23 protein-coding genes are annotated in these 23,232 nt (G+C 72.0%); 10 read left to right on the forward strand and 13 right to left on the reverse strand.

Going from position 1 to position 23,232, the window contains the following annotated elements:
- Nucleotides 1-501: 501 nt before the first annotated feature.
- Nucleotides 502-627 carry a hypothetical protein gene (locus tag V8690_RS22805; RefSeq protein WP_338781593.1) on the reverse strand — a complete coding sequence of 42 codons (126 nt, stop codon included), beginning with the start codon at nucleotides 625-627 and terminating at the stop codon, nucleotides 502-504.
- Nucleotides 628-631: 4 nt separating this feature from the next.
- Here V8690_RS22805 and V8690_RS22810 point away from each other — a divergent pair, with 4 nt between their 5' ends.
- The gene (locus V8690_RS22810; protein ID WP_338781594.1) at nucleotides 632-907 is read left to right on the forward strand and encodes a hypothetical protein; all 276 of its coding nucleotides are present in this window, start codon (nucleotides 632-634) and stop codon (nucleotides 905-907) included.
- Between the two features lie 56 nt (nucleotides 908-963).
- Here V8690_RS22810 and V8690_RS22815 read toward each other — a convergent pair whose 3' ends face one another.
- Nucleotides 964-1,371: a hypothetical protein gene (locus V8690_RS22815; protein ID WP_338781595.1), complete on the reverse strand. Its 408-nt coding sequence runs from the start codon at nucleotides 1,369-1,371 to the stop codon at nucleotides 964-966.
- Between the two features lie 253 nt (nucleotides 1,372-1,624).
- Between V8690_RS22815 and V8690_RS22820 the strand changes: the two genes are divergently transcribed.
- The 5 genes from V8690_RS22820 to V8690_RS22840 all read left to right on the forward strand — a co-directional run bounded on the left by V8690_RS22820 (nucleotide 1,625) and on the right by V8690_RS22840 (nucleotide 6,571).
- Nucleotides 1,625-2,110: a phospholipase gene (locus V8690_RS22820; protein ID WP_338781596.1), complete on the forward strand. Its 486-nt coding sequence runs from the start codon at nucleotides 1,625-1,627 to the stop codon at nucleotides 2,108-2,110.
- A 96-nt stretch (nucleotides 2,111-2,206) separates the two neighbouring features.
- Nucleotides 2,207-3,061, forward strand: a complete 855-nt coding sequence (gene purU, locus V8690_RS22825) for a formyltetrahydrofolate deformylase (RefSeq protein WP_338781597.1) — start codon at nucleotides 2,207-2,209, stop codon at nucleotides 3,059-3,061.
- A 133-nt stretch (nucleotides 3,062-3,194) separates the two neighbouring features.
- Complete coding sequence (locus tag V8690_RS22830) at nucleotides 3,195-4,229, forward strand: glycosyltransferase family A protein (RefSeq protein WP_338781600.1); 1,035 nt, start codon at nucleotides 3,195-3,197, stop codon at nucleotides 4,227-4,229.
- A gap of 138 nt (nucleotides 4,230-4,367) precedes the next feature.
- A complete protein-coding gene (locus tag V8690_RS22835; RefSeq protein ID WP_338781602.1) occupies nucleotides 4,368-4,586 on the forward strand; it encodes an MbtH family protein in 219 nt (72 codons plus the stop codon).
- 200 nt (nucleotides 4,587-4,786) lie between these two features.
- On the forward strand, nucleotides 4,787-6,571 hold the full coding sequence (locus tag V8690_RS22840; RefSeq protein ID WP_338781604.1) for a BTAD domain-containing putative transcriptional regulator: 1,785 nt from the start codon (nucleotides 4,787-4,789) through the stop codon (nucleotides 6,569-6,571).
- A gap of 41 nt (nucleotides 6,572-6,612) precedes the next feature.
- Here V8690_RS22840 and V8690_RS22845 read toward each other — a convergent pair whose 3' ends face one another.
- Together V8690_RS22845 and V8690_RS22850 are read right to left on the reverse strand one after the other, a co-directional pair.
- On the reverse strand, nucleotides 6,613-7,392 hold the full coding sequence (locus V8690_RS22845) for a 4'-phosphopantetheinyl transferase superfamily protein (RefSeq protein ID WP_338781606.1): 780 nt from the start codon (nucleotides 7,390-7,392) through the stop codon (nucleotides 6,613-6,615).
- Nucleotides 7,393-7,428: 36 nt separating this feature from the next.
- The gene (locus V8690_RS22850) at nucleotides 7,429-8,352 is read right to left on the reverse strand and encodes a TauD/TfdA family dioxygenase (protein WP_338785428.1); all 924 of its coding nucleotides are present in this window, start codon (nucleotides 8,350-8,352) and stop codon (nucleotides 7,429-7,431) included.
- Between the two features lie 254 nt (nucleotides 8,353-8,606).
- Here V8690_RS22850 and V8690_RS22855 point away from each other — a divergent pair, with 254 nt between their 5' ends.
- Nucleotides 8,607-9,170 (forward strand): flavin reductase family protein, encoded by a 564-nt coding sequence (locus V8690_RS22855; protein ID WP_338781607.1) that lies wholly within the window; start codon nucleotides 8,607-8,609, stop codon nucleotides 9,168-9,170.
- A 97-nt stretch (nucleotides 9,171-9,267) separates the two neighbouring features.
- Here V8690_RS22855 and V8690_RS22860 read toward each other — a convergent pair whose 3' ends face one another.
- The gene (locus V8690_RS22860; RefSeq protein ID WP_338781609.1) at nucleotides 9,268-10,386 is read right to left on the reverse strand and encodes a LuxR C-terminal-related transcriptional regulator; all 1,119 of its coding nucleotides are present in this window, start codon (nucleotides 10,384-10,386) and stop codon (nucleotides 9,268-9,270) included.
- A 134-nt stretch (nucleotides 10,387-10,520) separates the two neighbouring features.
- Entirely contained in the window at nucleotides 10,521-10,742 is a 222-nt protein-coding gene (locus V8690_RS22865) for a hypothetical protein (protein ID WP_338781611.1), read from the reverse strand.
- Nucleotides 10,743-11,151: 409 nt separating this feature from the next.
- Between V8690_RS22865 and V8690_RS22870 the strand changes: the two genes are divergently transcribed.
- Nucleotides 11,152-11,370, forward strand: coding sequence for an MbtH family protein (locus V8690_RS22870; RefSeq protein ID WP_338781602.1), 219 nt, complete (start codon nucleotides 11,152-11,154; stop codon nucleotides 11,368-11,370).
- Between the two features lie 101 nt (nucleotides 11,371-11,471).
- On the opposite strand, the gene V8690_RS22875 is transcribed toward V8690_RS22870, so the two are convergent.
- The 7 genes from V8690_RS22875 to V8690_RS22905 form a co-directional block, all read right to left on the reverse strand.
- Nucleotides 11,472-11,756 carry an acyl carrier protein gene (locus V8690_RS22875; protein WP_338781613.1) on the reverse strand — a complete coding sequence of 95 codons (285 nt, stop codon included), beginning with the start codon at nucleotides 11,754-11,756 and terminating at the stop codon, nucleotides 11,472-11,474.
- Nucleotides 11,757-11,886: 130 nt separating this feature from the next.
- Entirely contained in the window at nucleotides 11,887-13,569 is a 1,683-nt protein-coding gene (locus V8690_RS22880) for an acyl-CoA dehydrogenase (protein WP_338781614.1), read from the reverse strand.
- Nucleotides 13,566-15,299, reverse strand: a complete 1,734-nt coding sequence (locus V8690_RS22885; protein WP_338781616.1) for an acyl-CoA dehydrogenase — start codon at nucleotides 15,297-15,299, stop codon at nucleotides 13,566-13,568. Before V8690_RS22885 ends, V8690_RS22880 begins: the two co-directional genes overlap by 4 nt.
- Nucleotides 15,296-17,077: a fatty acyl-AMP ligase gene (locus tag V8690_RS22890; protein WP_338781619.1), complete on the reverse strand. Its 1,782-nt coding sequence runs from the start codon at nucleotides 17,075-17,077 to the stop codon at nucleotides 15,296-15,298. Before V8690_RS22890 ends, V8690_RS22885 begins: the two co-directional genes overlap by 4 nt.
- A gap of 53 nt (nucleotides 17,078-17,130) precedes the next feature.
- Entirely contained in the window at nucleotides 17,131-17,916 is a 786-nt protein-coding gene (locus tag V8690_RS22895; protein WP_338781621.1) for an alpha/beta fold hydrolase, read from the reverse strand.
- A 122-nt stretch (nucleotides 17,917-18,038) separates the two neighbouring features.
- Complete coding sequence (locus tag V8690_RS22900; protein ID WP_338781623.1) at nucleotides 18,039-20,456, reverse strand: FtsX-like permease family protein; 2,418 nt, start codon at nucleotides 20,454-20,456, stop codon at nucleotides 18,039-18,041.
- Nucleotides 20,456-21,223: an ABC transporter ATP-binding protein gene (locus tag V8690_RS22905; protein WP_338781624.1), complete on the reverse strand. Its 768-nt coding sequence runs from the start codon at nucleotides 21,221-21,223 to the stop codon at nucleotides 20,456-20,458. Before V8690_RS22905 ends, V8690_RS22900 begins: the two co-directional genes overlap by 1 nt.
- Nucleotides 21,224-21,370: 147 nt before the next feature.
- Between V8690_RS22905 and V8690_RS22910 the strand changes: the two genes are divergently transcribed.
- Both V8690_RS22910 and V8690_RS22915 read left to right on the forward strand, forming a co-directional pair.
- Complete coding sequence (locus tag V8690_RS22910; RefSeq protein WP_338781625.1) at nucleotides 21,371-22,591, forward strand: sensor domain-containing protein; 1,221 nt, start codon at nucleotides 21,371-21,373, stop codon at nucleotides 22,589-22,591.
- Nucleotides 22,576-23,223 carry a response regulator transcription factor gene (locus V8690_RS22915; protein ID WP_338781627.1) on the forward strand — a complete coding sequence of 216 codons (648 nt, stop codon included), beginning with the start codon at nucleotides 22,576-22,578 and terminating at the stop codon, nucleotides 23,221-23,223. Before V8690_RS22910 ends, V8690_RS22915 begins: the two co-directional genes overlap by 16 nt.
- Nucleotides 23,224-23,232 lie beyond the last annotated feature (9 nt).

A 23,232-nucleotide genomic window follows, 5' to 3' on the forward strand; every position in this document is an offset into this window, starting at 1 on the left:
CCGCACCAGCCACTACAAACGACGCGGACACAGCCCCAGACCTGGCCATCAGTCACGGCAAGCACCGTTGCAGTATTAGGGCACGTGAAGGGCACGCCAGCCCGAAATTGGTCCAGACAATACAGAGACCCCAGGCTACTGACCTGGGGTTTCATCATGGAGCGGGTGACGAGAATCGAACTCGCGCTCTCAGCTTGGGAAGCGACGGCGCTTGTTCGGGCTGTATGGCTGCTGACCTGGGCGTATTCGTCGCGCCGGGATCGCCGCGCGGGCCTGTTCGTACCGCTGTTGGCCGTGGTTGTCCGCTCTTACGGGCACGGATTGGGCACGGAGTCGGACTGTGCGGCTCGGCGGTGCCCCCTGGAACTGGCGAGCTGTCCGGAGGGGATGCCGACCGAAGCGTGCCCGGGCGAGGTTGCGTGCGCGATCAGCGACCAGTGGCCGATGAGGGGCGTAGCGCGCGTCCTGCGTGACACCGGCATGTTTCTCATGGGCGCTGCCTCACTTGGGCGGCAGGCTCGCGGCGAAGGCGCGTCCCTCGTCGAGCCATGCGCCGAACGTGTCCGGTTCCGGGTTCGGCATCTCCAGGTCCTGCCCGGACCCGGAGCGGGCGTTCAGGGCGATCACGCTGATGACCGCCAGGAAGCAGCTGGAGTGGCTCGGCGGGGTGGGACGTGCCTGTCCGTCACGCGAGTCGGCGCAGCACGCGTGGTACGAGAACGCCCGCCTCGCGGGTGCCCGGGAGGTTCTCGAGGCCGCCAACGCCACGGCCGCTCCGCTGCGTACGACGGAGAACCGGGACCAGGTCAACGCACTGCTCAACCAGCACGGGAACGAGCTCTTCAGCGGGGCGGGCTCCGCGCGGCAGGTCCTGGAACAGGTGCAGAGGCAGGCCGGGCGGGATTGACCGGTGCGTGACGGCGGCATCCGTGCCTTCCGCCACGCACCCGCGCCGACGACCCCCTACACGGAAACGCGGGTCAGCTGGACGCTCTTCACGCCCGTGATGCCCTTCACCCCGTACTGGCCCGCGGAGGGGTCGTAGTCGAACGTCGCCTCGTCATCCGAGAAGTGACCACAGACCACCGGTGAGTGCCGATAGGTGTCACCGGAGGTGGTCTCGTAGTCGATGAACCAGGCGACGCAGTACCCGTCGGGGGTGCCCCATCCCCCACCGGGGAGGAGGTCCACGGCGTTGCCCTGGATCCTGGCCACTCCGCCTTCGAAGCATGCCTTGATGTCGCCGCGACCCCAACCGTGGGTTTCGCTGGCCTCGATGCAGCCGGGCGCCGCGTACGACGTGGACGTCGTCGTCACGGTGAGGCCGACCGTCAAGGCGCCGAGCAGTGCTGCCGACAGCAGTCGCCGCATGGTGAACTCCCTTTCCTCGGGGGTGCATGTCCTGCGGACACACCACAGCGGCCCGCTACTTCATCTCTTTCGCATCTCTACATCGCCGTTTCCCGGCTTCCCGCGGGCGGACCGGCATCTGTCGGCGGCGGTGGTCGGCATCAAGGGTTCGTATATCTCCGGCATAGACGCGCGGCCCAGGCTGGGCCTGCCCTCGGACCGCCCCCGGATTCGGGGCCAGGCCCTTTCGCGCAGCCCCTATGGAGGTCATCCCATGCGCCGTCGCGTCGCCGGACCCCTGCTCGCCGCCCTCGCACTGCCCTTCACACTCCTGGCGGCCGGTCCGTCCCACGCCGCACCTGTCGACAAGGCGCAGGTGCTGAGCAGCTGGACACAGACCAGCGCCGGCAGCTTCGACGCCTGGAACGCGGCCCGCCAGAACCAGGCCGCCTGGAGCGCCTACGCGTTCGACTGGTCCACCGACTACTGCACGACGTCGCCGGACAACCCGTTCGGCTTCCCCTTCAAGAACGCCTGTGCCCGGCACGACTTCGGGTACCGCAACTACAAGGCCGCCGGCACGTTCAGCGCCAACAAGGACCGGCTGGACGACGCCTTCTACGCCGACCTCAAGCGGGTCTGCGCGTCCTACCCCGGTGGCCAGAACACCTCGTGTCTGGCCACGGCGTGGACCTACTACCAGGCGGTCTCCGTCTTCGGGAACTCGGCCATGGCCGACGGCCGGGCCGACACCCGCTGACGCAGCCCGCCCTCTGACCGGCCGCCCCGTCACCCCCGAGACGGAGCGGCCGGTCCTCTTCGCGACACAGGCCACTCGACGACTTACGGAGAGCCCATGCCCGCCGACCACTACGTCCTCACCCTCTCCTGTGCCGACAGGCAGGGCATCGTGCACGCCGTGTCCAGCTACCTGTTCATGACCGGGTGCAACATCGACGACAGCCAGCAGTTCGGCGACCCCGACACAGGGCTGTTCTTCATGCGGGTCGCGTTCTCCGCCGAGGCGCCCCTGACGGTGGAGAGGCTGCGCGCCAGCTTCGCGGCCGTCGGTGACTCCTTCACCATGGACTGGCAGATCCACCGGGCCGGGGAACGCATGCGGACCGTGCTGATGGTCAGCAAGTTCGGGCACTGTCTGAACGACCTGCTGTTCCGCGCCCGGACCGGCGCGCTGCCGGTGGACATCGCCGCCGTCGTCTCCAACCACCCGGACTTCCGGGACCTCGTCGGCTCGTACGACATCCCGTTCCACCACATTCCCGTGACGAAGGACACCAAGGCCATCGCCGAGCAACAGGTGCTCGACCTGGTCGAGGCGGAGGGAGTCGAACTGGTGGTGCTGGCGCGCTACATGCAGGTCCTCTCGGACCACATGTGCAAGCAGCTCAGCGGTCGCGTCATCAACATCCACCACTCCTTCCTGCCTAGCTTCAAGGGTGCCAAGCCCTACCACCAGGCCCACGCACGCGGTGTGAAGCTGATCGGCGCGACCGCGCACTACGTGACGGCCGACCTCGACGAAGGGCCGATCATCGAGCAGGAGGTCCGGCGGGTGGGGCACGCCGTCTCCCCGGAACAGCTCGTCGCAATCGGCCGCGATGTGGAATGCCAGGCGCTGGCCCGAGCCGTGCAGTGGCACAGCACCCGCCGCGTCCTGCCCAACGGGCATCGCACCGTCGTCTTCGCCTGAGAACACCAGGGCCCGAGCCGCGCCCGGCGCCGGTTCGAAGGGCGGGCCCGTATAGCCGACGCGTAGGCAGGGCGGCGAGGCTGCCGGGGACGGTCGCGACGGCCGTCTTGAGGAGTCTGTGAGGAAGCCCTTGATGACGGCGGCGATTGACGTGATCTGCCCGGCTTGGAACCGGTCCGAGGCCATCCGCCCGACCATCGACAGCGTTCTGGCCCAAACCTTCGACGACTGGCGCCTGATCGTCGTCTCCGACGGCTGCACCGACGACACGGACGACGTGGTGCGCTCCTACGACGACGAGCGCGTCCAGCTCATCCGCACCGAGCGGCACGGCCACCCCGGCGGCCCCCGCAACATCGGCCTGGCCGCGTCGACCGCGCCGGCCATCGCCTACCTGGACTCCGACGACTTGTGGCTGCCCGAGCACCTGGCCGTGCTGCGCCGCGAGTTCGACAGCGGCGCGCGCCTGGTGGCGACCGCGAGCATCGGCATGAACGCGCAGGGCGAGGAGGAGTACCGCTCCCACCCCCTCAACGGGCTCTGGCACCCCGAACTCCAGCTGCTGTGGCCGTTGTACGAGCCCTCCCGTGTCGGCCATGTGCGCGGGCTCCCCGAGAGCGTCGGCGGCTGGACCACCGACCACACCGGCATGGAGGACTGGGACCTGTGGCTGCGGCTCGCCGACGCCGGGGAGCGCTTCACGACGGTGGCCGACCGCACCGTCGTGATGTTCCTCAGCGACACCTCGCGCCGCCGCACCATGACCGTCAGCCACCACCTGACCCTGGGAACGCTGCCCGACGAGGCGGCGTGCGGCAAGCTCACCGAGGCCATCCGGGACCCGGAGGTGCAGGACGAACTGCGCTCCTGCTTCGCCACGGAGATGCTCCGTTTCTACAGCGCGAAGGCCGCCTCCGGCGAACTCGTCATGCCGAAGGGCATGACCACCGACGAGGCCCTGACCGGCATGGAGAAGTTCGTCACCGACCCGGCCACCCCCATGCTCCGCGAACTGACCTTCGTCCAGGAGGAGGACCACTTCGCGGTCGTCCATCCCCTGCAGTGCAGCAGCGACCGGCACGCCGAGCGGCTCCGGGCGTTCCTGCGCACCCACGACGCCGGCAGACACGCCATCGTGCGTCGGCTCATCGCGACCGTGAGCCGGTAGCGCGCGACCGCGCCCCGGACCGTGCTGCCCGCCGCGGCACACGTCCGTCGCACCGCAGAAGTCGCATCGCAGAAAACGTATAGAGCGGCGCCCGAGAATCGTGCGGACCAGTTCGAGACGTACTTGTGAGGTGTCATCGTGGCCAATCCGTTCGAGAACGACGAGGCGTCGTACTTCGTACTCGTCAACGACGAGGGCCAGCACTCGCTGTGGCCGGCGTTCGCCGAGATCCCGGCGGGCTGGCGCACCGTGCACGGGGAGGACACCCGTGCCGCCTGCCTCGCGTACGTCGAGGAGAACTGGACCGACATGCGTCCGCTCAGCCTGGTCCGGGCCATGGAGAGCGACGCGGCCTGATCCGTGTGCCGAGGGGGCCGTGGTGGCAGCTGCCACCACGGCCCCCTCGGCACATGCACCCCCTGTCGCGACTCCTGGCGGGTCACGGGCCGAAGCTCGCAGGGACCTGCCACCGCAGCCTCCTGACAGGGCGAAAGCCACCATCCGGGCCCCGGTGATTCCAGACTGGAACGGCAGAGGCAGCCGAACAGGGGGATGTCATGGAGTTCCGAATTCTCGGTCCGGTGGAAGCCCGCAGAGACGACGAGCCGGTCGTCCTGTCGGGAACCAAGATCAAGACCGTGCTCGCGGCCTTGCTGCTGGCCAGGGGGCGCGTGGTCTCCGACACGCGGTTGAGTCATCTGTTGTGGGGGTGGAGCCCGCCGGCCACGGTGAGCGCGCAGATCTACACGTACATCTCGCGGTTGCGGATGCAGCTCGGTGACGGCGTGCGGATCGTCCGCCAGCCGCCCGGCTACACGCTGGACACCGCGAACTCCCAGGTGGACTTCCTGGAGTTCGAGCGGCTGGCCCGACTCGGTGCCGAGGCCTACGACGCGGGCGACCTGAAGCGGGCCGACGCCCACCTTCGGGGTGCCCTTGAGCTGTGGCGGGGAACCGCCCTGTCCAACGTCACGGAGCTCCTGGCGGACGCCGAACTCCCCAGGCTGGAGGAGGCCCGGGCCACCGCCACCGAGCTGCGGATCGAGGTGGACCTGGCGCTCGGGCGTCACCGGCAACTGGTACCCGAACTGACCTCCCTCGTCGCCGAGTTCCCGGTGCGGGAGCGGATGCGGGCCCAGCTGATGAAGGCCCTGTACCTGTGCGGCCGGCAGGCCGACGCGATCATCGCGTACCACGAGGGGCGCCGGGTGCTCGCCGAGGAGTTGGGCGTGACCCCGGGCGCCGAGCTGGCCGAGGTCTACCAGGCGGTGCTGGCGGGGGAGCCGGTCATGGAGCCGGCCGCGCCGATCGCCGCCACCCGGGCGGTGACACCGGCGATGCTCCCGCCGGACATCCCCGACTTCACCGGCCGCGAGGCCGAACTGGAGGAACTGCGCCGGCTTCTGCCGCCGAGCGGGCAGCGCACCTGGCACGCCCGCCGGTTCCTGCTGACAGGGATGCCGGGGAGCGGCAAGACGGCCCTCGCGGTGCGCGCGGCCAACGAGTGCCTGGGGGCCTTCCCCGACGGGCAGTTGTACGTGAACCTGCGGCACCGGGACGGTTCGCCCCGCACCCCTCGGGACGTACTGGTCGGTCTGCTGCGGGCACTCGGGGAGCCGGTGGGCGCGGCCGAACCGGACCTGGACGAGCTGATCCGGCTGTACCGGACCCGCACGGCCCGGCGCCGGCTGCTGATCCTCCTGGACAACGCCGTCAGCGAGCTGCAGTTGTCCGGGTTGCTGCCGGGGGCTCCGGAGCCCGCCGTGCTGATCACCAGCCAGACCGCCCTGGGCCCGATCGGCGGACTGCACACCATGGTGCTGCCCCCGCTGAGCACCGAAGAGACCCTCAGGATGCTGTCCGCGGCCGTGGACCCGATGCGCATCGACGCCGAGCCCGAGGCCGCGCGGGAGATCGCCCGGCACTGCGCCGGCCTCCCGCTCGCGGTGCGCATTGCCGCGACCCGGCTGGCCGGCCGGCCGCGTTCCTCGCTGCGGCGCCTCGCGGACCGGCTGGCGGACCCGCACAGCCGGCTCCAGGAGCTGCAGGTGCGAGGCTTGTCGGTGTCTCGCAGCCTGGAGATGTCGCTGCGCCGGCTGCGCGACGAGGACCGCGAGTTGCTTCTGCTGCTGTCGGGGCTGGAGCGCGATGAGTTCTCGGCCCGCTCGGCCGCCCGCTCCCTCGGGCTCACGGCCGCCGAGGTGGAGAAGGGGCTGGAGTCACTGGTCGACGAAGGGCTGCTGGGCTTCTCGGACGAGCCGGGCGAGTCGGTGTACCAGCTCAACAGTCTGCTGCGGCTGTGCGCCGAGACCGGTCGTTTCCGGCAGGAGCGGGTGGCCTGAGAGCCGCGGTGCCGGAGCGCTCGTGGGAGTTCGGAAGGGCGTCATCCCGATGCCCCGGAGGGGACGGGGGCCGCGGTGAACCCGGCGGCGGCCGGATCGACGAGCAGGACCGGTCCGCTGCTCTCGGGTTCCTGGGCCAGTGCCCCGTAGGTGCCGGGCCCGAGCGGGAGGTCGTGCACGAGCCACCACTGCGGTCCGCGTGACTCGGTGTGCCGGACCGGGACGGGGCCGGGGAGGTGCGGGGCGACCTCCAGGGTCGCCAGGTCCGCCACGACGCCGACGCCGACGGCCTTGACCACGGCCTCCTTGCGGGTCCACGCGCGGTAGTAGGCGGCGACACGCGCCGCCTCGTCCGGCAGGCCCGTCAGATGGCGCAGTTCGGCCGGGGACATGAAGGCGGAGGTGGTGAGCCAGAGGTCGGCGTGCGGCCGCGCGACCTCCAGGTCCACGCCGACCGGCCGCTCCGCGGTGACCGCGAGCAGCCAGTGTGCCCCGGACCGGGAGAGGTTGAAGTCGAGTCCCGTACGGGGGAGGACCACGCGTGGCCGGCCGTGGGTCCGGTCCGGGCAGCGCGGACAGGGCCGGCGGCCCAGCCGCAGTTCCCGGGGATCGGCGCCGAGGTAGCCGGCGAGGATCCGCCGGACCGCCACGTGGGCGTGGGCGTAGTGGGCGCCGATCGGAGCGGGCCGGCGGGCGGCCGCCGCCCGTTCCTCCGCCGAGAGCACGGCGAAGGCCGCCGGATCGTCATGGTCGGGCGCCCGGCCCCGCCAGACGTGAACGGCGCCGGTCTCGCGCAGGCTCCGGTACGAGGCATCGTGCATGATCGGGCTCCATCGTGTTCGGGGCGTGGTGGGGCATCAGTCCGACATGGCGACGCGGACGCGGCGCGTTCCGGTGAAGGGGCGGCGGCCGTGGGCAAGAGCCACATTGTCGAGGAGCAGCAGATCGCCCCGGTCCCACGGGACGTCCACCGCCGCGACGGCGCCCGACTCGCAGATCTGGTTCACCTCTTCCCTGGAGATCGGGGAGCCGTCGGCGAACGTGACGTTCCAGGGCAGCCGGTCCACCGACAGGACCCGGGACAGGGCTTCGCCCGGGCCGCAGCCGGCCGGGTGCCAGCGGTGGACCTGGTTGAACCACACGTCGGTGCCCGTGACCGCGTGCGTGACCACGGAGGGACGTACCCACGAGACATGGATGCCGCCGTCGGGGGTCCAGTACCACTCGGTCCCGGTCCCGTCGAGGAAGACCTCCACCTCCTCGCGGCAGGTCGTGGCGAAGGCGTCCTGCCAGCTCGCCCCGAGGCCCGAACCGTCGTGCAGGTAGCGGACGTAGCGGACGCCGGAAGAGAACCGTTCGCGCAGGTCGAGGGCGAGGGAGGCGAGCCAGCGCGCGCCGTCCACCACCATGGTGGCGCCGCCGGAGGCGGGGGCCGTGTGGCAGAACAGCGCGATCCGCGAGGGCCAGGCGTGCGTACAGCTCATCTCGTTGTACGGCCGGACCGCGATGTGGGGCTGTTCCCGCGAGACCGTCCAGACGTCGTCGGTGTTCCGTTTGTGCGTGGCGGGGCGCGGAGCCAGTCCGGACCGGTTCGGCAGGATCCGGTCGAGTACGTCGTCGAGGGTCCCCGAGGTGATGTCGAAGCCTCGGAAGACGACGGCCTTCTCCTCGGTGAGGAGCCGGCTCAGCGTTTCCGGGCCCATGGCGTCCAGGCGTTCGATCAGCTCCTCCGGGCCGCCGACGCCCTCCGGATCGATGTCCAGAGGTGTCCAGGGCTCCATGATCGCCACAGCGGCCTCTCTCGGGAATCTCGACGGACGGCCGGCGGAGCGGGGCCCCGGCGGCCTACGGCACGTCACCCATCGAAGGACCGCCCTCTACGGGGTTCCTATGGTGTGGGGCCGCTGCCGGTCCCGGCACTCACCGGAACCGATCGTCTCGCGTCCGGGCGGGGGCCGGGTGTAGCTGTCGTGTAGAGGACACGGGGAACGTGGGCCGTCGACGTGACGTCCGCCCCCTGCCCTGTGAGGTACGCGTGAACTCGACCGCCGCCGCCCTCCGCTTCGACCGGAGCCGTTTCCGGGATGTGCTCGGCCGGTTCTGTACGGGGGTGACGATCATCTCCGCCGTCCACGAGGGGGAACCGGTCGGCTTCGCCTGCCAGTCCTTCGCCTCGCTCTCGTTGGATCCGCCGCTGGTGTCCGTCGCGGTGGCCGAGACCTCGGCGACCGGGCGCCGGATCGAGCAGACGGGCGCGTTCTGCGCGACGGTGCTGCGCGCGGACCAGGCCGAGCTGTGCCGGAGGTTCGGCCGCAGCGGTGCGGACAAGTTCGCCGGGGTGGCGTGGAGCCCGGCCGAGGTGACCGGGTCCCCCCGCATCGGTGGCGGCCTGGCGTGGGTGGACTGCCGGATCGAGGGCGTGGTGCCCGCCGGGGACCATCGGATCGTGGTCGGCCGGGTGGTGGACCTGAGCGTGCCCGAGGAGGGCGAGGACGCCGTTCCGCTGCTGTTCTACCGGGGTTCGTTCCTCGGTCGGGCACCGCTCGGGGCCCCGGCGCCGGTCCGCGGCGTCGCGCCGGTCCGTCGCCGCGACGTGTGACCGGGGGCCGCGGAGGGCGCCGTCGCTCCGGTCCGTCCGGCGCCACAGCGGGCCGACGCCGGACGGGCAACCCAACCAGGCGTCACCACAAGGAGGTTCAGTGGTCGGCCAGCCGGCGGCCGGCCACCTCCGGGCCCGGGAGGACCGCCGTGGTGGACGGTGCCGGATCCAGCGAGCCGGAGTGGCCGGCGTCCGGTTCCCCGTCGGCGCCCGGGACCTCGTCGAGCCAGCCGAGGCGGGCCGCGCGCAGGCCGGCCTGGAACCGGCTCTTGGCCCCGAGACGCCCCATCAGGTCGGCGGTGATACGTCGTCCGGTGCGGACCGAGACCCCGAGCTTGCGCGCCACGCCCTCGTCGGTGAAGCCCTCCCCGAGGAGGCGCAGGACGGCCTTCTCCTGACTGGTCAGTCCCTTGTCGTCCGTGCTGGTCCGCTGCCGGCGGGCGCTGGTGATGGGCGCCGCCCGTTCCCACACCAGCCGGAAGAGCTCGGACAGGCCCGCGAGGACGCCCCTGCCGCGGAAGAGGAGGGCTCCGTCCCCGCTGTTGTCGGGGTCCATGGGCAGGATGGCCGCCTCACCGTCGAAGATGATCATGCGGGCGGGCAGCCACGCCACGGTCCGGACGTCGTTGCCCGTCTCCACCAGCCAGCGGGCGTGTTCGACGGTGGCGGGGTCGTTGTAGATGCTGTCCAGATAGATGGTGCGCACCATCACTCCGCGGTTCCGGAGGGACTCGGTGAGCGGACGGCTGGCCTCCCGGTTGTCCGAGGTCTGGTGCCCGCCGGGGGCGAAGGCGACCAGGCTGCGCTCACAGCCGAGGGTGAGTTCGCCGATGCGGTCGCGAATCTGGTCCAGCCCCTCCAGCTGCTCGACCTCGTTGTGCCGGCGGCGGCTGCGGGTGGCGGCGAACTCCTCGGAAATGCGGGCCACTTCCACCCGGGTCTCGGCTATCTGGCGCTCCCGGGCCAGCAGCGCGGATTCCTGCCGGGCCAACAGGGCCTGGAGGGCGACATCCGGGCTGATCGCGTGCACGCGGCCGGGAGTCTCCCAGGAAGGCCGGATCAGGCCCAGCCGTACGCATTCGTCCAAGGCGCCGCGTACGACCTCTGCCGGGCGGCCGACCAACGCGGTCAGTTCCTCGACCGAGCCGCATGAATTCAGCAGCGAGGCCCGGTAAACCTCTGTGGCTTCCGTGCTTAATCCTATGGGCTCAAGCACGCTCAACACCCCCGTCTCAGGAAACCCCCGAAGTCCTTCAACGGCGGCAGAGTAACACGAGTTACACCGGAACAAGATCGCCCCGCCCGGTGCCCCGGCGCGGGGTGATCTCGTTCGTCAGGAGCCGGAAATGGTCATTCCGTCGAGTCCGCCGGAAGGTTCTGCCAGCCGGGCTCGTTCGGTACGTCCTGCCACCCCGGCTCGCCGAGCACGTCGGTGACGGTCTCGCCGACGCGCGCCACCGGCGACTGCCACCCCGGTTCCTCCGCCGAAGCGGTGCCCGCGGTCACCGGCACGAGTGCCAGCGCGACCACGGCGACAGTGATGGCGGAGACCTTCTGGAATGCGGACTTCATTAATGAACTCCAAATTCTTCCGTATGTGTATCGCCGAACGGTTCCCGTATGTGCCGCGTTCACCTCGCCCCAGAGGTGGCCTCGCGTTTGCACGAGAAGATTTTGCTTCGAGCGCTGGCGCTCCACCAGAAGAAAGGCTGTCAGCCTGCTGCGGTGGCAGCGAACTGACAGTGGCCGCGAACGGAGCTCCGCCCGGGATTGCCGCTACTGCCAGCGGGAACAGAAAGCGGAATCCTCACGTCCCGCTCGGCCGACTCGGGCGGAACATTGCGTTCCCCCATAACCGCCCGGTGGGCCTGGCAGGTTGTGGCCAAGCGATCCGCACAATGCCATTGCCATAGGAATGTTGTAGGCCGACATCCGAGGGTCGTTCCGACCGCAGTTCCGCCCGCTTTTGTGAGGTGTCATCGTGGCCAATCCGTTCGAGAACGACGAGGCGTCGTACTTCGTACTCGTCAACGACGAGGGCCAGCACTCGCTGTGGCCGGCGTTCGCCGAGATCCCGGCGGGCTGGCGCACCGTGCACGGGGAGGACACCCGTGCCGCCTGCCTCGCGTACGTCGAGGAGAACTGGACCGACATGCGTCCGCTCAGCCTCGTCCGGGCCATGGAGAGCGACGCGGCCTGATCCGCGAACGGGCGAGGGGCCGAGGTGGGATCACCACCTCGGCCCCTCGCCCGTGGTCGTGTCCCGGCCCGGGGAACGGGGGCCGGGACACGACCGGTCCGTCAGGCGGCCTGCGGGCGCCGCCCGGCCAGCTCGTCCGCCACGTACCCGGCCAGCTCGCTGACGGTCGGGTAGTCCCATATCGCGGTGGGGTCGACGGGTATGCCGAGCTGCTCCTCCACGTCGGCGGCGAACGCCACCACGGTGATGGAGTCGAGGCCGTACTCACCGAGCTGCCGGTGTGGGTCAACGGCCTCGCCGAGGTCCGGCAGGTACTCGGCGAGGCGCTCGACGAGCCAGCTCTGGATCTCGGACGGGGCGGCGCGGTCGAAGCCGTACGTGGTCATCGCATTCTCCTCGGAACGTGCGGTGAAGGTGGGGTTCGTGACGCAGGGAGCGGGACCCGCGGTGGGGCGCGGGAGAGCGGAGCGGGGCGGTGAGCGGTCGCCGGCAGGCGGACCGCCCGGGGCCGTCGTCTCACGCGTACGGGCGGCCGGTGAGGCCGAAGGACAGGTTGTGGTCGTCGCGGTGCAGGAGCTCCTCGATCAGCGCGTCCTCGACCGCCGGCGGCAGCCCGGCGGGGACGGCCCGCTCCATGCCGCCGAGCCGGACGAGCGCGGCCTGCAGCCACTCCGGGCGCGCCAGGAACTCCCCTGCGGTAGCGGCGCGTTGGACGCCCAGGCACGCGGCGGCGGCGAGCGCCACCGTGTAGCGGGCGGCCAGCTCGCGCACCGGCACCTCGGCCGTGATCGACAGCTGCCGGGGACGCAGGACGGCGCCGGCCTCGCACAGCGCCGCGAAACCGCGTACGTGCTCCTCGGCGAGCGGCCGGACGGCCGCCGGCAGGTCCTCGTCGAGGACGGTGCCGAGCGAGGAGACCAGCGGGTCCCGGCCGCCCGCCACCAGTCGAAGCCGGGACAGGTCCGGCTCGGGCAGTTCGGCCTCGGCGGTGAACAGAGCGGCCGGTACCGGGTCCGGAGCGCGCCGGGCCCGGCCGAGCAGCCCGGGCAACTGGGGCAGCAGGGCGGACAGGCAGGCCGCGCGGGCGATGTGACCGAAGCCGACCGGCCTGACGTCCCGGACGATCTTCTGGAACACGGCGTGCTCCCCGTCGCGGCGGTAGAACTCCGACCCCATCACCGTCGCGAGTCGCTGCACCGCGTCCGTGAGCACTCCGGCGACCAGGTACTTCACCGCGGGCGCGTGGACGCTGCCGGACTCGGGGCACAGGTGCAGGGCGCGGGCCGCCGTTCGCGAGAGGGCCTCGCAGACCAGCAGGTCGGCGAAGGCCTCGGCCAAGGTGGTGCGCACCATCGGCAGGTCGGCGGCCTCCCGGCCGTACAGCCGTCGTCGGCGGGTGTGGTGCAGGGCGACGCGCAGAGCGGTGTCGAGCAGGGCGGTGCTCATGGCGGGCAGCGCCAAGCGGGTCACCTGGAAGGCGCGGGAGGCCGTCTCGACGCCGGTGCCCGGTGCGCCGAGCAGCAACCCGTCGGGGACCGGCAGACCGTTCACCTCCATGCCTCCCAGACGCACCCCGCGCATGCCGACGGAGCGGAACCTCGGCAGCCTGCGCACCTGGCCGGGGGCGAGCAGGCCGGCGGGCAGGAACAGCTGCGAGTGGGCGCGCGGTCCGTCGGCCGGGTCGGTGCGCGCCAGGATCACCAGGGCGTCGGCCAGGTCCAGGTTGGCGATGGACTCCTTGCGGCCGTGCAGGACCAGTCCGGAGCCGGCGCGACGGGCCGCGAACTCGTTGCCGGCGATGTCGTTGCCGTGGGCGAGCTCGTGGAACGCGCAGGCGATCCGGCGGTTGCCGAGCAGCAACTCCGCCGCGGCGGCGCGCTGTTCGGGCGAGCCGGCGGTCCAGACGTTGACGCTCGCGAGCAGCTGACCGGCGCGGGCGAGGCCCAGGGCCGGGTCCCGCCGGTACACCGACCGCATCAGCTCGATCATGTGGTCGATACGGTCGAGGCGGCCGCCCAGCGCCCGGGGGACGAACTCGGCGAGCAGGCCGAACTCGTCCAGGACCGCCTCGGCGGCCGGTGCGGTCTCCTCGCGTTCGTCGGCGGCCACCACCGCGGCGAAACCGGCCGGGTTGGCCGCGTCCCAGGGTGCGCCGAGCAGTTTCTCCAGGTGCTGCGCGCGGGTCGTGATGTCGATCATGCGGCGGGCACCTCCACCGATCCGTCGCGCGCCGGCTCGTCCGGCGCGGTGTCGTCGAGCACGCTCACCGGGACGTCCGGCGTGGAACCCAGGAGCGTGCCGAGCCGGTCGTAGACCTGCGTGGCCGCGGAGGGGCCGCTGTCCAGGCCCTCCAGGACCAGAGCGAGACAGCCGCGCAGCCACAACCCGTCCCGACCCCACGGGCCGTCGTGCAGGCGGGGCCGTGCGGCGTGCAGGGCGAGCGCGGCGGCACCCGCGAAGCACCACTCGTAGCGTTCGGCGAGCCGCAGCGCGGCGGTGCTCGGCGCGCCACCGGTGGGACGCGTGCCCGCCAGGTCGGCGCCCAGGCGTTCGTAGGCACGCAGCAGGGCGCGGGCCAGGGAGGCGGTCTGGTCCGCCGCGCCCGGTGTCCCGTCGTTCCCGGTGAGTTCGGCCACCAGCGTGGGCAGCGCGCCGAGCACGGAGTCGCGGGGAGCCGACAGGCGCAGCCGACGGGTGTCGAGGGGGGCGGGGCGGTGCTCCTCGCGCAGCCACCGCACGGGCGACGCGGCCCCGGGGGCGGTGGCCCGCCGGCCGGGCCGCAGCAGGGGCAGGACGCCGGCCAGACCGGCCCGGTTGACCCAGGTGCTGCCGTCGAAGAGCGGGACGACCTGGTGGTCGCGCTCCAGTTTGGCGAAGCCGCCGTAGCCCTCGACGCCGGTGAGGAAGCCGCGGGCGCCGAGCAGGTCGCCGACCAGCCGCAGCTGGCCATGGATCAGGGTCGGAACGAACGCCTTGGCGACGGCGGAGACCACGCTCAGCTCCTCCGGTACCTGGTGGGCGGCCCGGGCGGCGGTGTGGGCGACGGCCTCGGCGAGGAACTGACGGGCCACGGCCCGGCCGGCCGTGACGCGGACGTGCGGCAAGGCCACCAGGTCCCGCCCGTACAGCCGCCGTTCGCCCAGGAAGCGGCGGAGCAGCCCGAGCGCGTGGTCCCCGGCGCCCAAGGAGAGGGAGACACAGACGATCCGGGTCAGCTGGAGGGACTTGAGGACCAGTTCGAGGCCGCCGCCGACCGTGCCGACGAGAGCATGGGCGGGGACTCGCGCCGCGCGGAGCTCCACGCCGCTGATGTCGGCGCCCCGGATGCCGTGGGTGGGCATCTTGGGCAGGGGACGCACGGTGCCGGCGGGGGTGGCCCGTTTGTCGATCAGGAAGACGGTGAAGCCGCGGGGACCGCCCTGCGGGTCGGTGCGGGCCAGGACGCACATCAGATTGCCCCGGGTCGCGTTGTTCACGGGCCACTTGCGGCCGCTCAGGAGCCAGCCGGAGCCGTGGCGGGTCGCGGTGAGCGAGCCGGCGAGCAGGTCGCTGCCGCCGTCGGGCTCGGTGAGCCCCCAGGCCACCGGCTGGCCCGCGAGGACGTGCCGGGCCAGCAGATCGGCCGGGCCGTCCTCCTGGGCGACCCACGCGCAGACACCGCCGAGGAAGGTCTTGCCGTGGGCCACGGCCACCGTCAGGTCGCGGGCGGCGATCCGGCGCAGCAGGGCGAGGAACTCGTCGAGGCGGTCCTGGCGGCCGCCGTAGCGAACCGGGACGTAGTACTCGGGGAGCCCCCAGGCGTCGAGCGCGGCACACGCCTCGGCCGGGAAGGACTCCGCCTCGTCGTGGGCGGTCAGCACCGCGGGGTCGAACGGGCCGCCCGGCCGGGACCACCCGGCGATCCTGGCCTCGAGATCGGCCGTCCTCATCTGCCGTCCCCCGCCCCGACGGCGACGGCCTGCCCGGCCGCCGCGTAGCCGTCGGCCCACAGGGGCTCCAGTTCGCCGTTCGCGTACAGGGCCTGCATGGTGGACCGCTGGACCTTGCCACTGGTCGTACGGCGGACCGCGCCGCGGCGCAGCAGCAGGACCGAGTCGGCGCGCAGGCCGAACTCGCGGGCCACGGTCGTGCGCATGCTCGCGGCCAGGCGGGCCAGTTCCTCGTCGACGGCGCGGCGGCGGACCTCGTGGATGACCACGAGCCGGCCCTCGGTGTCGTCGGCGCCGGTGGGGACGGTGACGACCGAGCCGACGGTGTCGCGCAGTTCCTCGTGCTGCCGGCGCAGCTCGTGCTCGATGTCGTGGGGGTAGATGTTGCGGCCCCGGACGATCATCATCTCCTTGATCCGTCCGGTGACATGGATCTCGCCGTCCACGAGGGCTCCGAGGTCCCCGGTGCGCAGCCAGCCGCCGGTGTCCTCGGGGTCGTCGGCGAGCCGGTTGCCGAAGGTGGCCTCGGTGGCCTCGGGGTTGCGCCAGTAGCCGTCCACCACAAGTTCGCCGCGCAGCCAGATCTCGCCGACCGAACCGGCCGGGAGGGCGCGGCCGGTGGCCGGGTCCACGACCCGGGCCTGCAGTCCGCGCGGCGCGCCGCAGCTGACCAGGGTCCGGCCGGCGGCGCCGTCGGCGACGGGCACCACGCGGCCCGCTTCCAGCTCGCCGACGTCACAGGTGAGCACGAGCGGGGCCCGGTCCGACGTGGTCGAGATCATCAGGGTGGTCTCGGCCATGCCGTAGCAGGGGGTGATCTGCTCGCTGCGCAGTCCCGCGGGGGCGAAGCGCTGCGCGAAATCCTCCAGGACGCTCGCCTTGACCGGCTCGGATCCACTGATGGCCTGGGTCCAGCGGGACAGGTCGAGGTCGGCGATCGAGTCCTCGGGGACCCGGCTGAGGCACAGCTCGTAGGCGAAGTTGGGGGCGGCGGACAGGCCGATGTCGAAGTGGTCGATGAGTTCCAGCCAGGCACGGGGGCGGCGCAGGAAGGCGGCCGGGGTCATCAGGGCGATGCCGCGGCCGGCCAGGAGAGGCGTGAGGATGTGCCCCATCAGGCCCATGTCGTGGTAGTTGGGGATCCAGCCGCCGTAGCGCTGGCCCTCGCGGACCGGCAGATGGGTGTCGATCGCGAGGGCGTTGAGCAGCAGGTTGCGGTGGGTGACCCGGCTGCCCTTGGGGTCGCTGGTGGAGCCCGAGGTGTACTGGAGCAGTGCCAGGTCGGCGGGACCAGCGGCGTGCGGGGTGAACGGTTCGGCGGGCGGGGCCGGGTCGACGTCCGGGATCAGCACCGGCACGTCCAGGTCTTCCGTCTTCGCCCACGTGCGCACGTCGCCCAGTTCGTCGGGGGCGGTGAGCACGCAGCTCACCTCGGCGTCCCGGGCGATGCCGCGCACCCGGCGCTGGTCCTGCTTGAAGCGGCCGGGCATCGAGGAGGGCACCGGCACCAGGCCGGCGTAGAAGCAGCCGAGGATGCCGACGACGAACTCGGCGGAGTTCGGCAGGAGCAGCAGGGCCCGGTCGCCGGGGCGGCAGGAGCGCAGCAGCTCTTGGGCGCAGACCCGGGCCGCCCGGTCCAGCTGCTCGTAGGTCAGCCACTGGGCGGTGGCCGGGTCGGAGGGGTCGGGCACGATCGCGACCGTGCGGTGATCGCCGCGGGTGCGGGCGTGCTCCGTGAAGATCTCGACGACGTTCGAGGCGCCGGACAGGTCAGCCATGCTGCGCGTACTCCTGTGGTCGTGGGGTCGGGCCGGGCCCGGACGGCGCCGGGTCACGAGGCCCGGTGGGCTGTGGAGCGGCGGTGGGGAAGCCAAGGGGCGAGCACGTCGAGGACGGGCCGTTCGTCGGTGAGGTAGAAGTGGCCGCCGGTCAGCACGCGCGTGCCGAAGGCGCCGCCCGCACAAGCCCGCCAGTGGGTCAGGTCCGCGGCGGCGACGTCCGGGTCGGAGCTGCCGCCGAGGGCGAGCAACGGCGCCCGTACGGGTACCGGCGGGGTGCGCAGATAGCGGGCGACCACGCCGAAGTCGGCGCGGATGGCGGGCAGGACCAGGTCGAGGAGTTCCGGGGAGTCCAGCAGGTCACCGAAGTCGTCGTTCAGCCGGCGCAGTTCCTCGATCAGGGCGGCGTCGTCCAGTTCGTGCCGCTCGTGCTCCTCGCGGTGGTGGGGAGCCCGCGAACCCGAGACGGCGAGCAGGTCCACGACCTGCCCGTGCCGGCGTTCGAGTTCGAGGGCGACCTCGTAGGCGACGACGGCGCCCATGCTGTGGCCGAACAGGGCCAGCGGTTCGCCGAGGAAGGGCTCCACCGCGTCGGCGACCGGGCCGACCAGGTCGTCCATGGAGGCCGGGGCGGGTTCGCCGAGCCGGTCCTGGCGGCCGGGGTACTGCACGCCGATCACCTCGACGTCGGCCGGCAGGCCGGCGGGCCAGGTGCGGTACGCCTGTGCGGTGCCGCCCGCGTGCGGGGCGCACACCAGCCGGCACCGCGGCCGCGCCACCGGCTTGAACGTCCTGAGCCACCGTGATCGCGTGTGCAGGTCCGGAACGGTCACTGTCATCGCCTCCCATCGCGCTTGCGCGGCTCAGCACAACCAGAGGGGCTATCCGTGCTCTATACGCGCACACGCGGAAGCGGCTCCGGGGAGATTCCCGGAGCCGCTTCCGTGGTGAGGCGTGTGTGTTACGCCGCCTGCCTGCGCAGCGTCTTCGAGGTGACCGCGAGTCCGGCGAGGACGGCCGCCACGAGGGTGCCGATGACGGCGGTGGTGAGGGTGCCGGTGCTCAGGTGCAGGCCCACGTCGGACGAGGTGGCCTGGGAGAGACCGGAGGCCATGCCCGCCAGCGGGGGCAGGGTCACCAGGATGCCGAGGGCGGCGCCGATGACGATGACCAGGGACGTCTCGCCGACCGAGACCAGGAGCAGCTGGCGGACGGTGCCGCCGGCGGACTTCATGACCCCGAAGTCGCGGCGCCGGCCGTGGGCGGCCATGGCCATGCTGTTGGCGACGGCGATCACGCTGTAGCCGACGGCGATCACGATCAGCATCATGGCGAGGCTCTCGGTGAGCTTGGCGTCCGTGTTGTAGTCGGCCAGCGCGTACTCGGCGGCGTCGTGCAGCGCGGTGCCGGGGACGGCGGCGGAGGCCTTGGCGTCGCCGGGGACGAAGATGTCGTCGGTGAGCGCGGCCGGGTCGTGGGCGCGGACCAGGTCACGGGGGACCACGAAGTCGCCGCGGGCCGGGTCGTCGGGCAGGACCGCGCCGACGCGCAGGGTGACGGCGGTGCCGTCGGCGAACCGGACGGGAACCTCCTGGCCCTTCGTCAGGCCCAGCTCCTTGGCGGTGCGCTCGCCGAGGACGGCCTCGCCCGGCTTGCTCCAGCGCGGGTCCCGGCTGCCCAGGACGTCCAGGACGGTGGCGCCGGCCGTTTCCCCGGCCTGCTCGGTGCCCTTGCCGGCCGACGCGTCCTTCAGCACGAACGCCCGGGTCGGCAGGGCGGCCTTGCCCACCGGGTTGGCCGCGACGACCTCGTCGGTGTTCCCGGGCGTGCCGTCCGGGGTGACGATCGTCTGGCCCGAGACCTTCAGGGCCTCGCCCGCCGGGTAGGCCACCCGCATGGTCTCCACCATGCCGCTGAGCAGCACCGCGAAGCCGACGGCGGCGATCACGGGGGCCACCAGGGAGGCGGCACGGCGCGGGTTGGCGACGAGTTCCGCCCGGATCAGGACCGGGCCCGCGGAGCCGCCGCGCTGGAACGGGGCGGTCAGGAACCGGCCGACGGGCCCGATGAACACGGGGGCCAGCAGGGCGGCCGCGACGATCAGCGTCATGGTGGCGAAGATCGCCATGTTGATGCGGTTGTCGGCGCTGGAGGTGGCGGTGCCGATGGCGAGGAGCACACCGGCGCCGAGGACGGCGAGGCCGGCGATCCAACGGCCACGGCCCATGCCCTTGTTGGCGGAGCGGCTGTCCAGGAGGGCCTCGATGGGGGCGACCTGCGTGGCCTTGCGGCCGGCGGTCCAGGCGCCGATCACGCTGACCCCGACACCGATCGCGCAGCCCGTGAGCAGCGGCCAGGCGGCGACCGTGACCTCCATGCCCGGCGGGGCCACGTCCAGGCCCTGAAGGATGTTCCGCATCAGCGGGGCGGCCAGCACACCGGCCACGCAGCCGGCGATCGAGCCGAGCAGGCCGACCACGGCGGCCTCACCGATGATCATGCGCTTGACCTGCTGAGGGGCGGCACCGATGGTGCGCAGCAGGCCGATCTCGCGGCGGCGCATCCCGGTCGCCAGGACCAGCATGGAGGCGACCACGAACACCGTGGTGAACAGGCCGAGGATGGCCATGGCACTGATGAGCTGGACGCCCAGGAACCGCTTGTGCTCGATGTGCTGCGGCTGCAGTTCGGACCGGCCGTCGCCGGAGACCACGTCGCCCTTGTCGCCGAGCACCTTCTTCGCGGCGGTGACGATCGCGCCGGTGTCGGCTCCCTTGTCGGCGACGAGCGCGATGGCGCCGACACCGGGCTGCTGCCGCGCGGCGAACGCCTCGCTGAAGTAGTAGCCGGGGCCGTCCACGGTGCCGACGACGGTGAACTGCTCGCGGCCCTGGGTGATGTTGACGGTCAGGGCGCTGCCCACGGCCGCGCCCAGGGCGCGGTCCACCACGACCTCGTCGGTGCCGCTCGGGGCGCGGCCGGAGACCAGCTTGTAGGGCGCCATCCGCGCGCTGTCCCAGCCGTGCCCGGACTGCAGGGCGCCCTCGTCGGTGACGGGCTTGCCGTCCTTGATCGCCTGGGCGTAGAAGGAGCGGTCCACCACGGCGTCGGCCACGCCCGGGATCTTGTCGAGTCCGGCCACCAGCGGCGCGGCCTCGGCCTTGCTCCACGGCATCCGGTCCTCGGGGCTGCCGTCGGCGTCGACGGCCTGCTGGGGCAGGGCCAGGGCGGCGGTGCCGGTGTAGCGGGGCTGGACCTTGGGGCGGGCGGAGTCGTAGATGACCAGCGTGGTCGTGATCAGGGCGACGCCGACCAGGACGGCGACGAAGGCTCCGAGAAAGCCGGACCAGCGTTCGCGTACGTTCGCGAGGATCAGCATCACGCCTCCATTCGGGCCATGTGGCCGGCGATCGCGGCGGCATTGTTGCTGCCGGAGTAACGGTCGAGCGGGATGCGGTCGGTGATGCGGCCGTCCTTGAGGAAGACCACGACGTCGGCCATGGCCGCCGCGACCGGGTCGTGCGTGACCATCAGGGTGGTCTGGCCCTCCTGGTCGACCAGCATCCGCATCATGTTCAGCACCTCGCGGGAGGTGACGGTGTCCAGGGCGCCGGTGGGCTCGTCCGCGAAGAGGACGTCGGGGCGGGTGACGAGGGCCCGGGCGAGGGCGACGCGCTGCTGCTGGCCGCCGGAGAGCTGACTGGGGCGGTGCCCGGCGCGCTCGGACAGACCGACCGCGGCGAGCGCGTTCGCGATCTGCTCGCGACTGACCTTGCGGCCGGCGAACCGGGACGGCAGTTCCACGTTCTGGGCCGCCGTGAGGGACTCCACCAGGTTGAAGGCCTGGAAGACGAAACCGATGTGGTCACGGCGGAGCTTGGTGCGCTCCTTCTCGTTCTGCTGGCCGATGTCCACGCCGGCGAGGACGATCCGGCCGTCGGACGGCTGCTCCAGCCCCGCCGCGCACTGCAGCAGCGTCGACTTCCCCGAGCCGGAGGGGCCCATGATGGCGGTGAAGGTGCCGCGCTGGAAGCTGATGGAGACGCCGTCCAGCGCGGTCACCTGGTGTCCGCCGGAGCCGTGGACCTTGCGCACACCGTGGAGTTCGACCGCGTCCTGCACCGGGGTTTTCCTCGTTGTCGTCATGCGTCGATTCCACTGCACGGGGGGTGGGCGGGGCACTGATCCTCTCTTTACTCCTGAGGTAGAGGCAGCTCTACCTTTGCCGGCCGGAGTCGATCGCGGGGGAAAGACGCGTCCCCAAATCCCCCTGCCCGTGGTTACGTTGATCGCATGCAACCCACAACAGCCTGGCAGGCCATGGCCCAGCGTCCGCTGAGCTTCCTGACCTCGAGCTGGCCCTGGCGGTCGCTGGCCTATCTGAGCGGTGGCGTCGTGGTCGGCGCCGTGGCCGTGCTGGTCTTCGCCCTCGGCCTGGCCGCGGGGCTCGCCCTGCTGGTCGTACTGATCGGCGTCGCCCCCCTGGTCGGCACGGTGCTGGCGGCCACGCTGGTGGCCCGGGTGGAGCGGCACCGACTGCGTCTGGTGGACCTCGACCACCTGCCCGATCCGCACCGGGCCCCGGACGGTCCCGGCCTGCGCGCCTGGACGGCCACCCGGCTCAAGGAGCAGGTGACCTGGCGGGAGTTGCTGTTCACGCTGCTGTCGGCGGCGGCGCTGTGGTGGATGGACCTGATGGTCCTCGCGTTCTCCTTCGGCGTCCCCGCCACCACCATTGCCTCGACCGGCCGCGACACCTGGCCGTGGACGGTGTTCGGGGTGATCGTGCTGCTCGCCTCGCCGTACACGGTGACCTCGTGGGCGGGGGCGCGGGCCGCCATGGCCCGCACCTTCCTCGCGCCGCGCGACAAGGAGCTCGGGGAGGAGCTGCGCGAGGTGCGTGCCTCGCAGGCGCGGCTGCTCGACTCCTTCGACGCCGAGCGGGTGCGCATCGAACGCGACCTGCACGACGGGGCGCAGCAGCGGCTCGTCTCGCTGGGGATGACGCTCGGGCTGATGCGCCTGGAGGTCCCCGAGGGCTCCCCGCAGGACGAGCTGCTGACCCAGGCCGAGTCCCAGCTGGCCACCGCGCACCAGGAGCTGCGGGCGCTGATCCGGGGCCTCAACCCGCCGGTCCTCGCCGACCACGGGCTGGTGGCGGCGATCGAGGACTACGCCGGCCGGTTCCCGATCCCGGTGACGGTGGATCTGCAACTGCCCGAGCGGCTGCCCAGGAAGCTCGAGACGACGATGTACTACCTGATCAACGAGGCCATGACGAACATCGCCAAGCACAGCGGAGCCACCAGCGCACAGGTACGCGGGCGCTACCATTCCGATCTGCTGGTCCTCGACATCGTGGACGACGGGCACGGCGGGGTCGATCCCGAAGCGGGCACCGGCGTGACCGGGCTCGCGGACCGGGTCACGGCGCTCGACGGCCGGATGCGGGTGTCGAGTCCGGTCGGTGGTCCCACCCTGCTGCATGTGGAGGTTCCGTGTCGCTTCGCCTGATCGTGGCCGAGGACGCCGTTCTGTTACGCGAAGGCCTTATCGGGCTGTTGCAACGAGTCGGCCACGAGGTGGTGGCGGCCGTCGGGGACGCCGACGCGCTGGTGGCGGCGGTACGCGCCGACCGGCCGGACCTGATCGTCACCGACGTACGGATGCCGCCCTCGCTCAGCGACGACGGGCTGCGCTCGGCGGTGACTCTGCGCGAGGAGTTCCCCGGACTGCCCGTGCTCGTCCTCAGCCAGTACGTCGAGCGCTCCTACGCACTGCGGCTCCTCGACTCGGGCGGCGGGGCCGGGGTGGGTTACCTGCTCAAGGAACGGGTCAGCGCGGTCGCGGACTTCGTGTCGGCGATCGAGCGGGTGGCCGCCGGCGGCACCGTGGTGGACCCGGAGGTCATCACCCAGCTGGTGCGGCTGCGCCAGGACCCGCTGGAGCGGCTGAGCGCCCGCGAGCGCGAGGTGCTCGCGCTGATCGCGGAGGGCCGCACCAACGCCAGTCTCGCCAAGCACCTGTTCATCAGCGAGGCGGCCGTGAACAAGCACATCGGCAACATCTTCAACAAGCTGGACCTGCCGGTGGACACCGAGGGCCACCGCCGGGTCCTCGCGGTCCTCGCCTTCCTGCGGACCTGACGCCGCGGC

The sequence above is a fragment of the Streptomyces sp. DG1A-41 genome (assembly GCF_037055355.1).
GTDB lineage: Bacteria > Actinomycetota > Actinomycetes > Streptomycetales > Streptomycetaceae > Streptomyces.

Coding starts and splice junctions, on each gene's coding strand:
- V8690_RS22900 (WP_338781623.1), bottom strand. CDS start 20,456: ATGCTGATCCTCGCGAACGTACGCGAACGCTGGTCCGGCTTTCTCGGA.
- V8690_RS22910 (WP_338781625.1), top strand. CDS start 21,371: ATGCAACCCACAACAGCCTGGCAGGCCATGGCCCAGCGTCCGCTGAGC.
- V8690_RS22830 (WP_338781600.1), top strand. CDS start 3,195: ATGACGGCGGCGATTGACGTGATCTGCCCGGCTTGGAACCGGTCCGAG.
- V8690_RS22815 (WP_338781595.1), bottom strand. CDS start 1,371: ATGCGGCGACTGCTGTCGGCAGCACTGCTCGGCGCCTTGACGGTCGGC.
- V8690_RS22850 (WP_338785428.1), bottom strand. CDS start 8,352: ATGGAGCCCTGGACACCTCTGGACATCGATCCGGAGGGCGTCGGCGGC.
- purU (WP_338781597.1), top strand. CDS start 2,207: ATGCCCGCCGACCACTACGTCCTCACCCTCTCCTGTGCCGACAGGCAG.
- V8690_RS22840 (WP_338781604.1), top strand. CDS start 4,787: ATGGAGTTCCGAATTCTCGGTCCGGTGGAAGCCCGCAGAGACGACGAG.
- V8690_RS22845 (WP_338781606.1), bottom strand. CDS start 7,392: ATGCACGATGCCTCGTACCGGAGCCTGCGCGAGACCGGCGCCGTTCAC.
- V8690_RS22905 (WP_338781624.1), bottom strand. CDS start 21,223: ATGACGACAACGAGGAAAACCCCGGTGCAGGACGCGGTCGAACTCCAC.
- V8690_RS22875 (WP_338781613.1), bottom strand. CDS start 11,756: ATGACCACGTACGGCTTCGACCGCGCCGCCCCGTCCGAGATCCAGAGC.
- V8690_RS22890 (WP_338781619.1), bottom strand. CDS start 17,077: ATGGCTGACCTGTCCGGCGCCTCGAACGTCGTCGAGATCTTCACGGAG.
- V8690_RS22820 (WP_338781596.1), top strand. CDS start 1,625: ATGCGCCGTCGCGTCGCCGGACCCCTGCTCGCCGCCCTCGCACTGCCC.
- V8690_RS22895 (WP_338781621.1), bottom strand. CDS start 17,916: ATGACAGTGACCGTTCCGGACCTGCACACGCGATCACGGTGGCTCAGG.
- V8690_RS22810 (WP_338781594.1), top strand. CDS start 632: ATGACCGCCAGGAAGCAGCTGGAGTGGCTCGGCGGGGTGGGACGTGCC.
- V8690_RS22885 (WP_338781616.1), bottom strand. CDS start 15,299: ATGAGGACGGCCGATCTCGAGGCCAGGATCGCCGGGTGGTCCCGGCCG.
- V8690_RS22865 (WP_338781611.1), bottom strand. CDS start 10,742: ATGAAGTCCGCATTCCAGAAGGTCTCCGCCATCACTGTCGCCGTGGTC.
- V8690_RS22880 (WP_338781614.1), bottom strand. CDS start 13,569: ATGATCGACATCACGACCCGCGCGCAGCACCTGGAGAAACTGCTCGGC.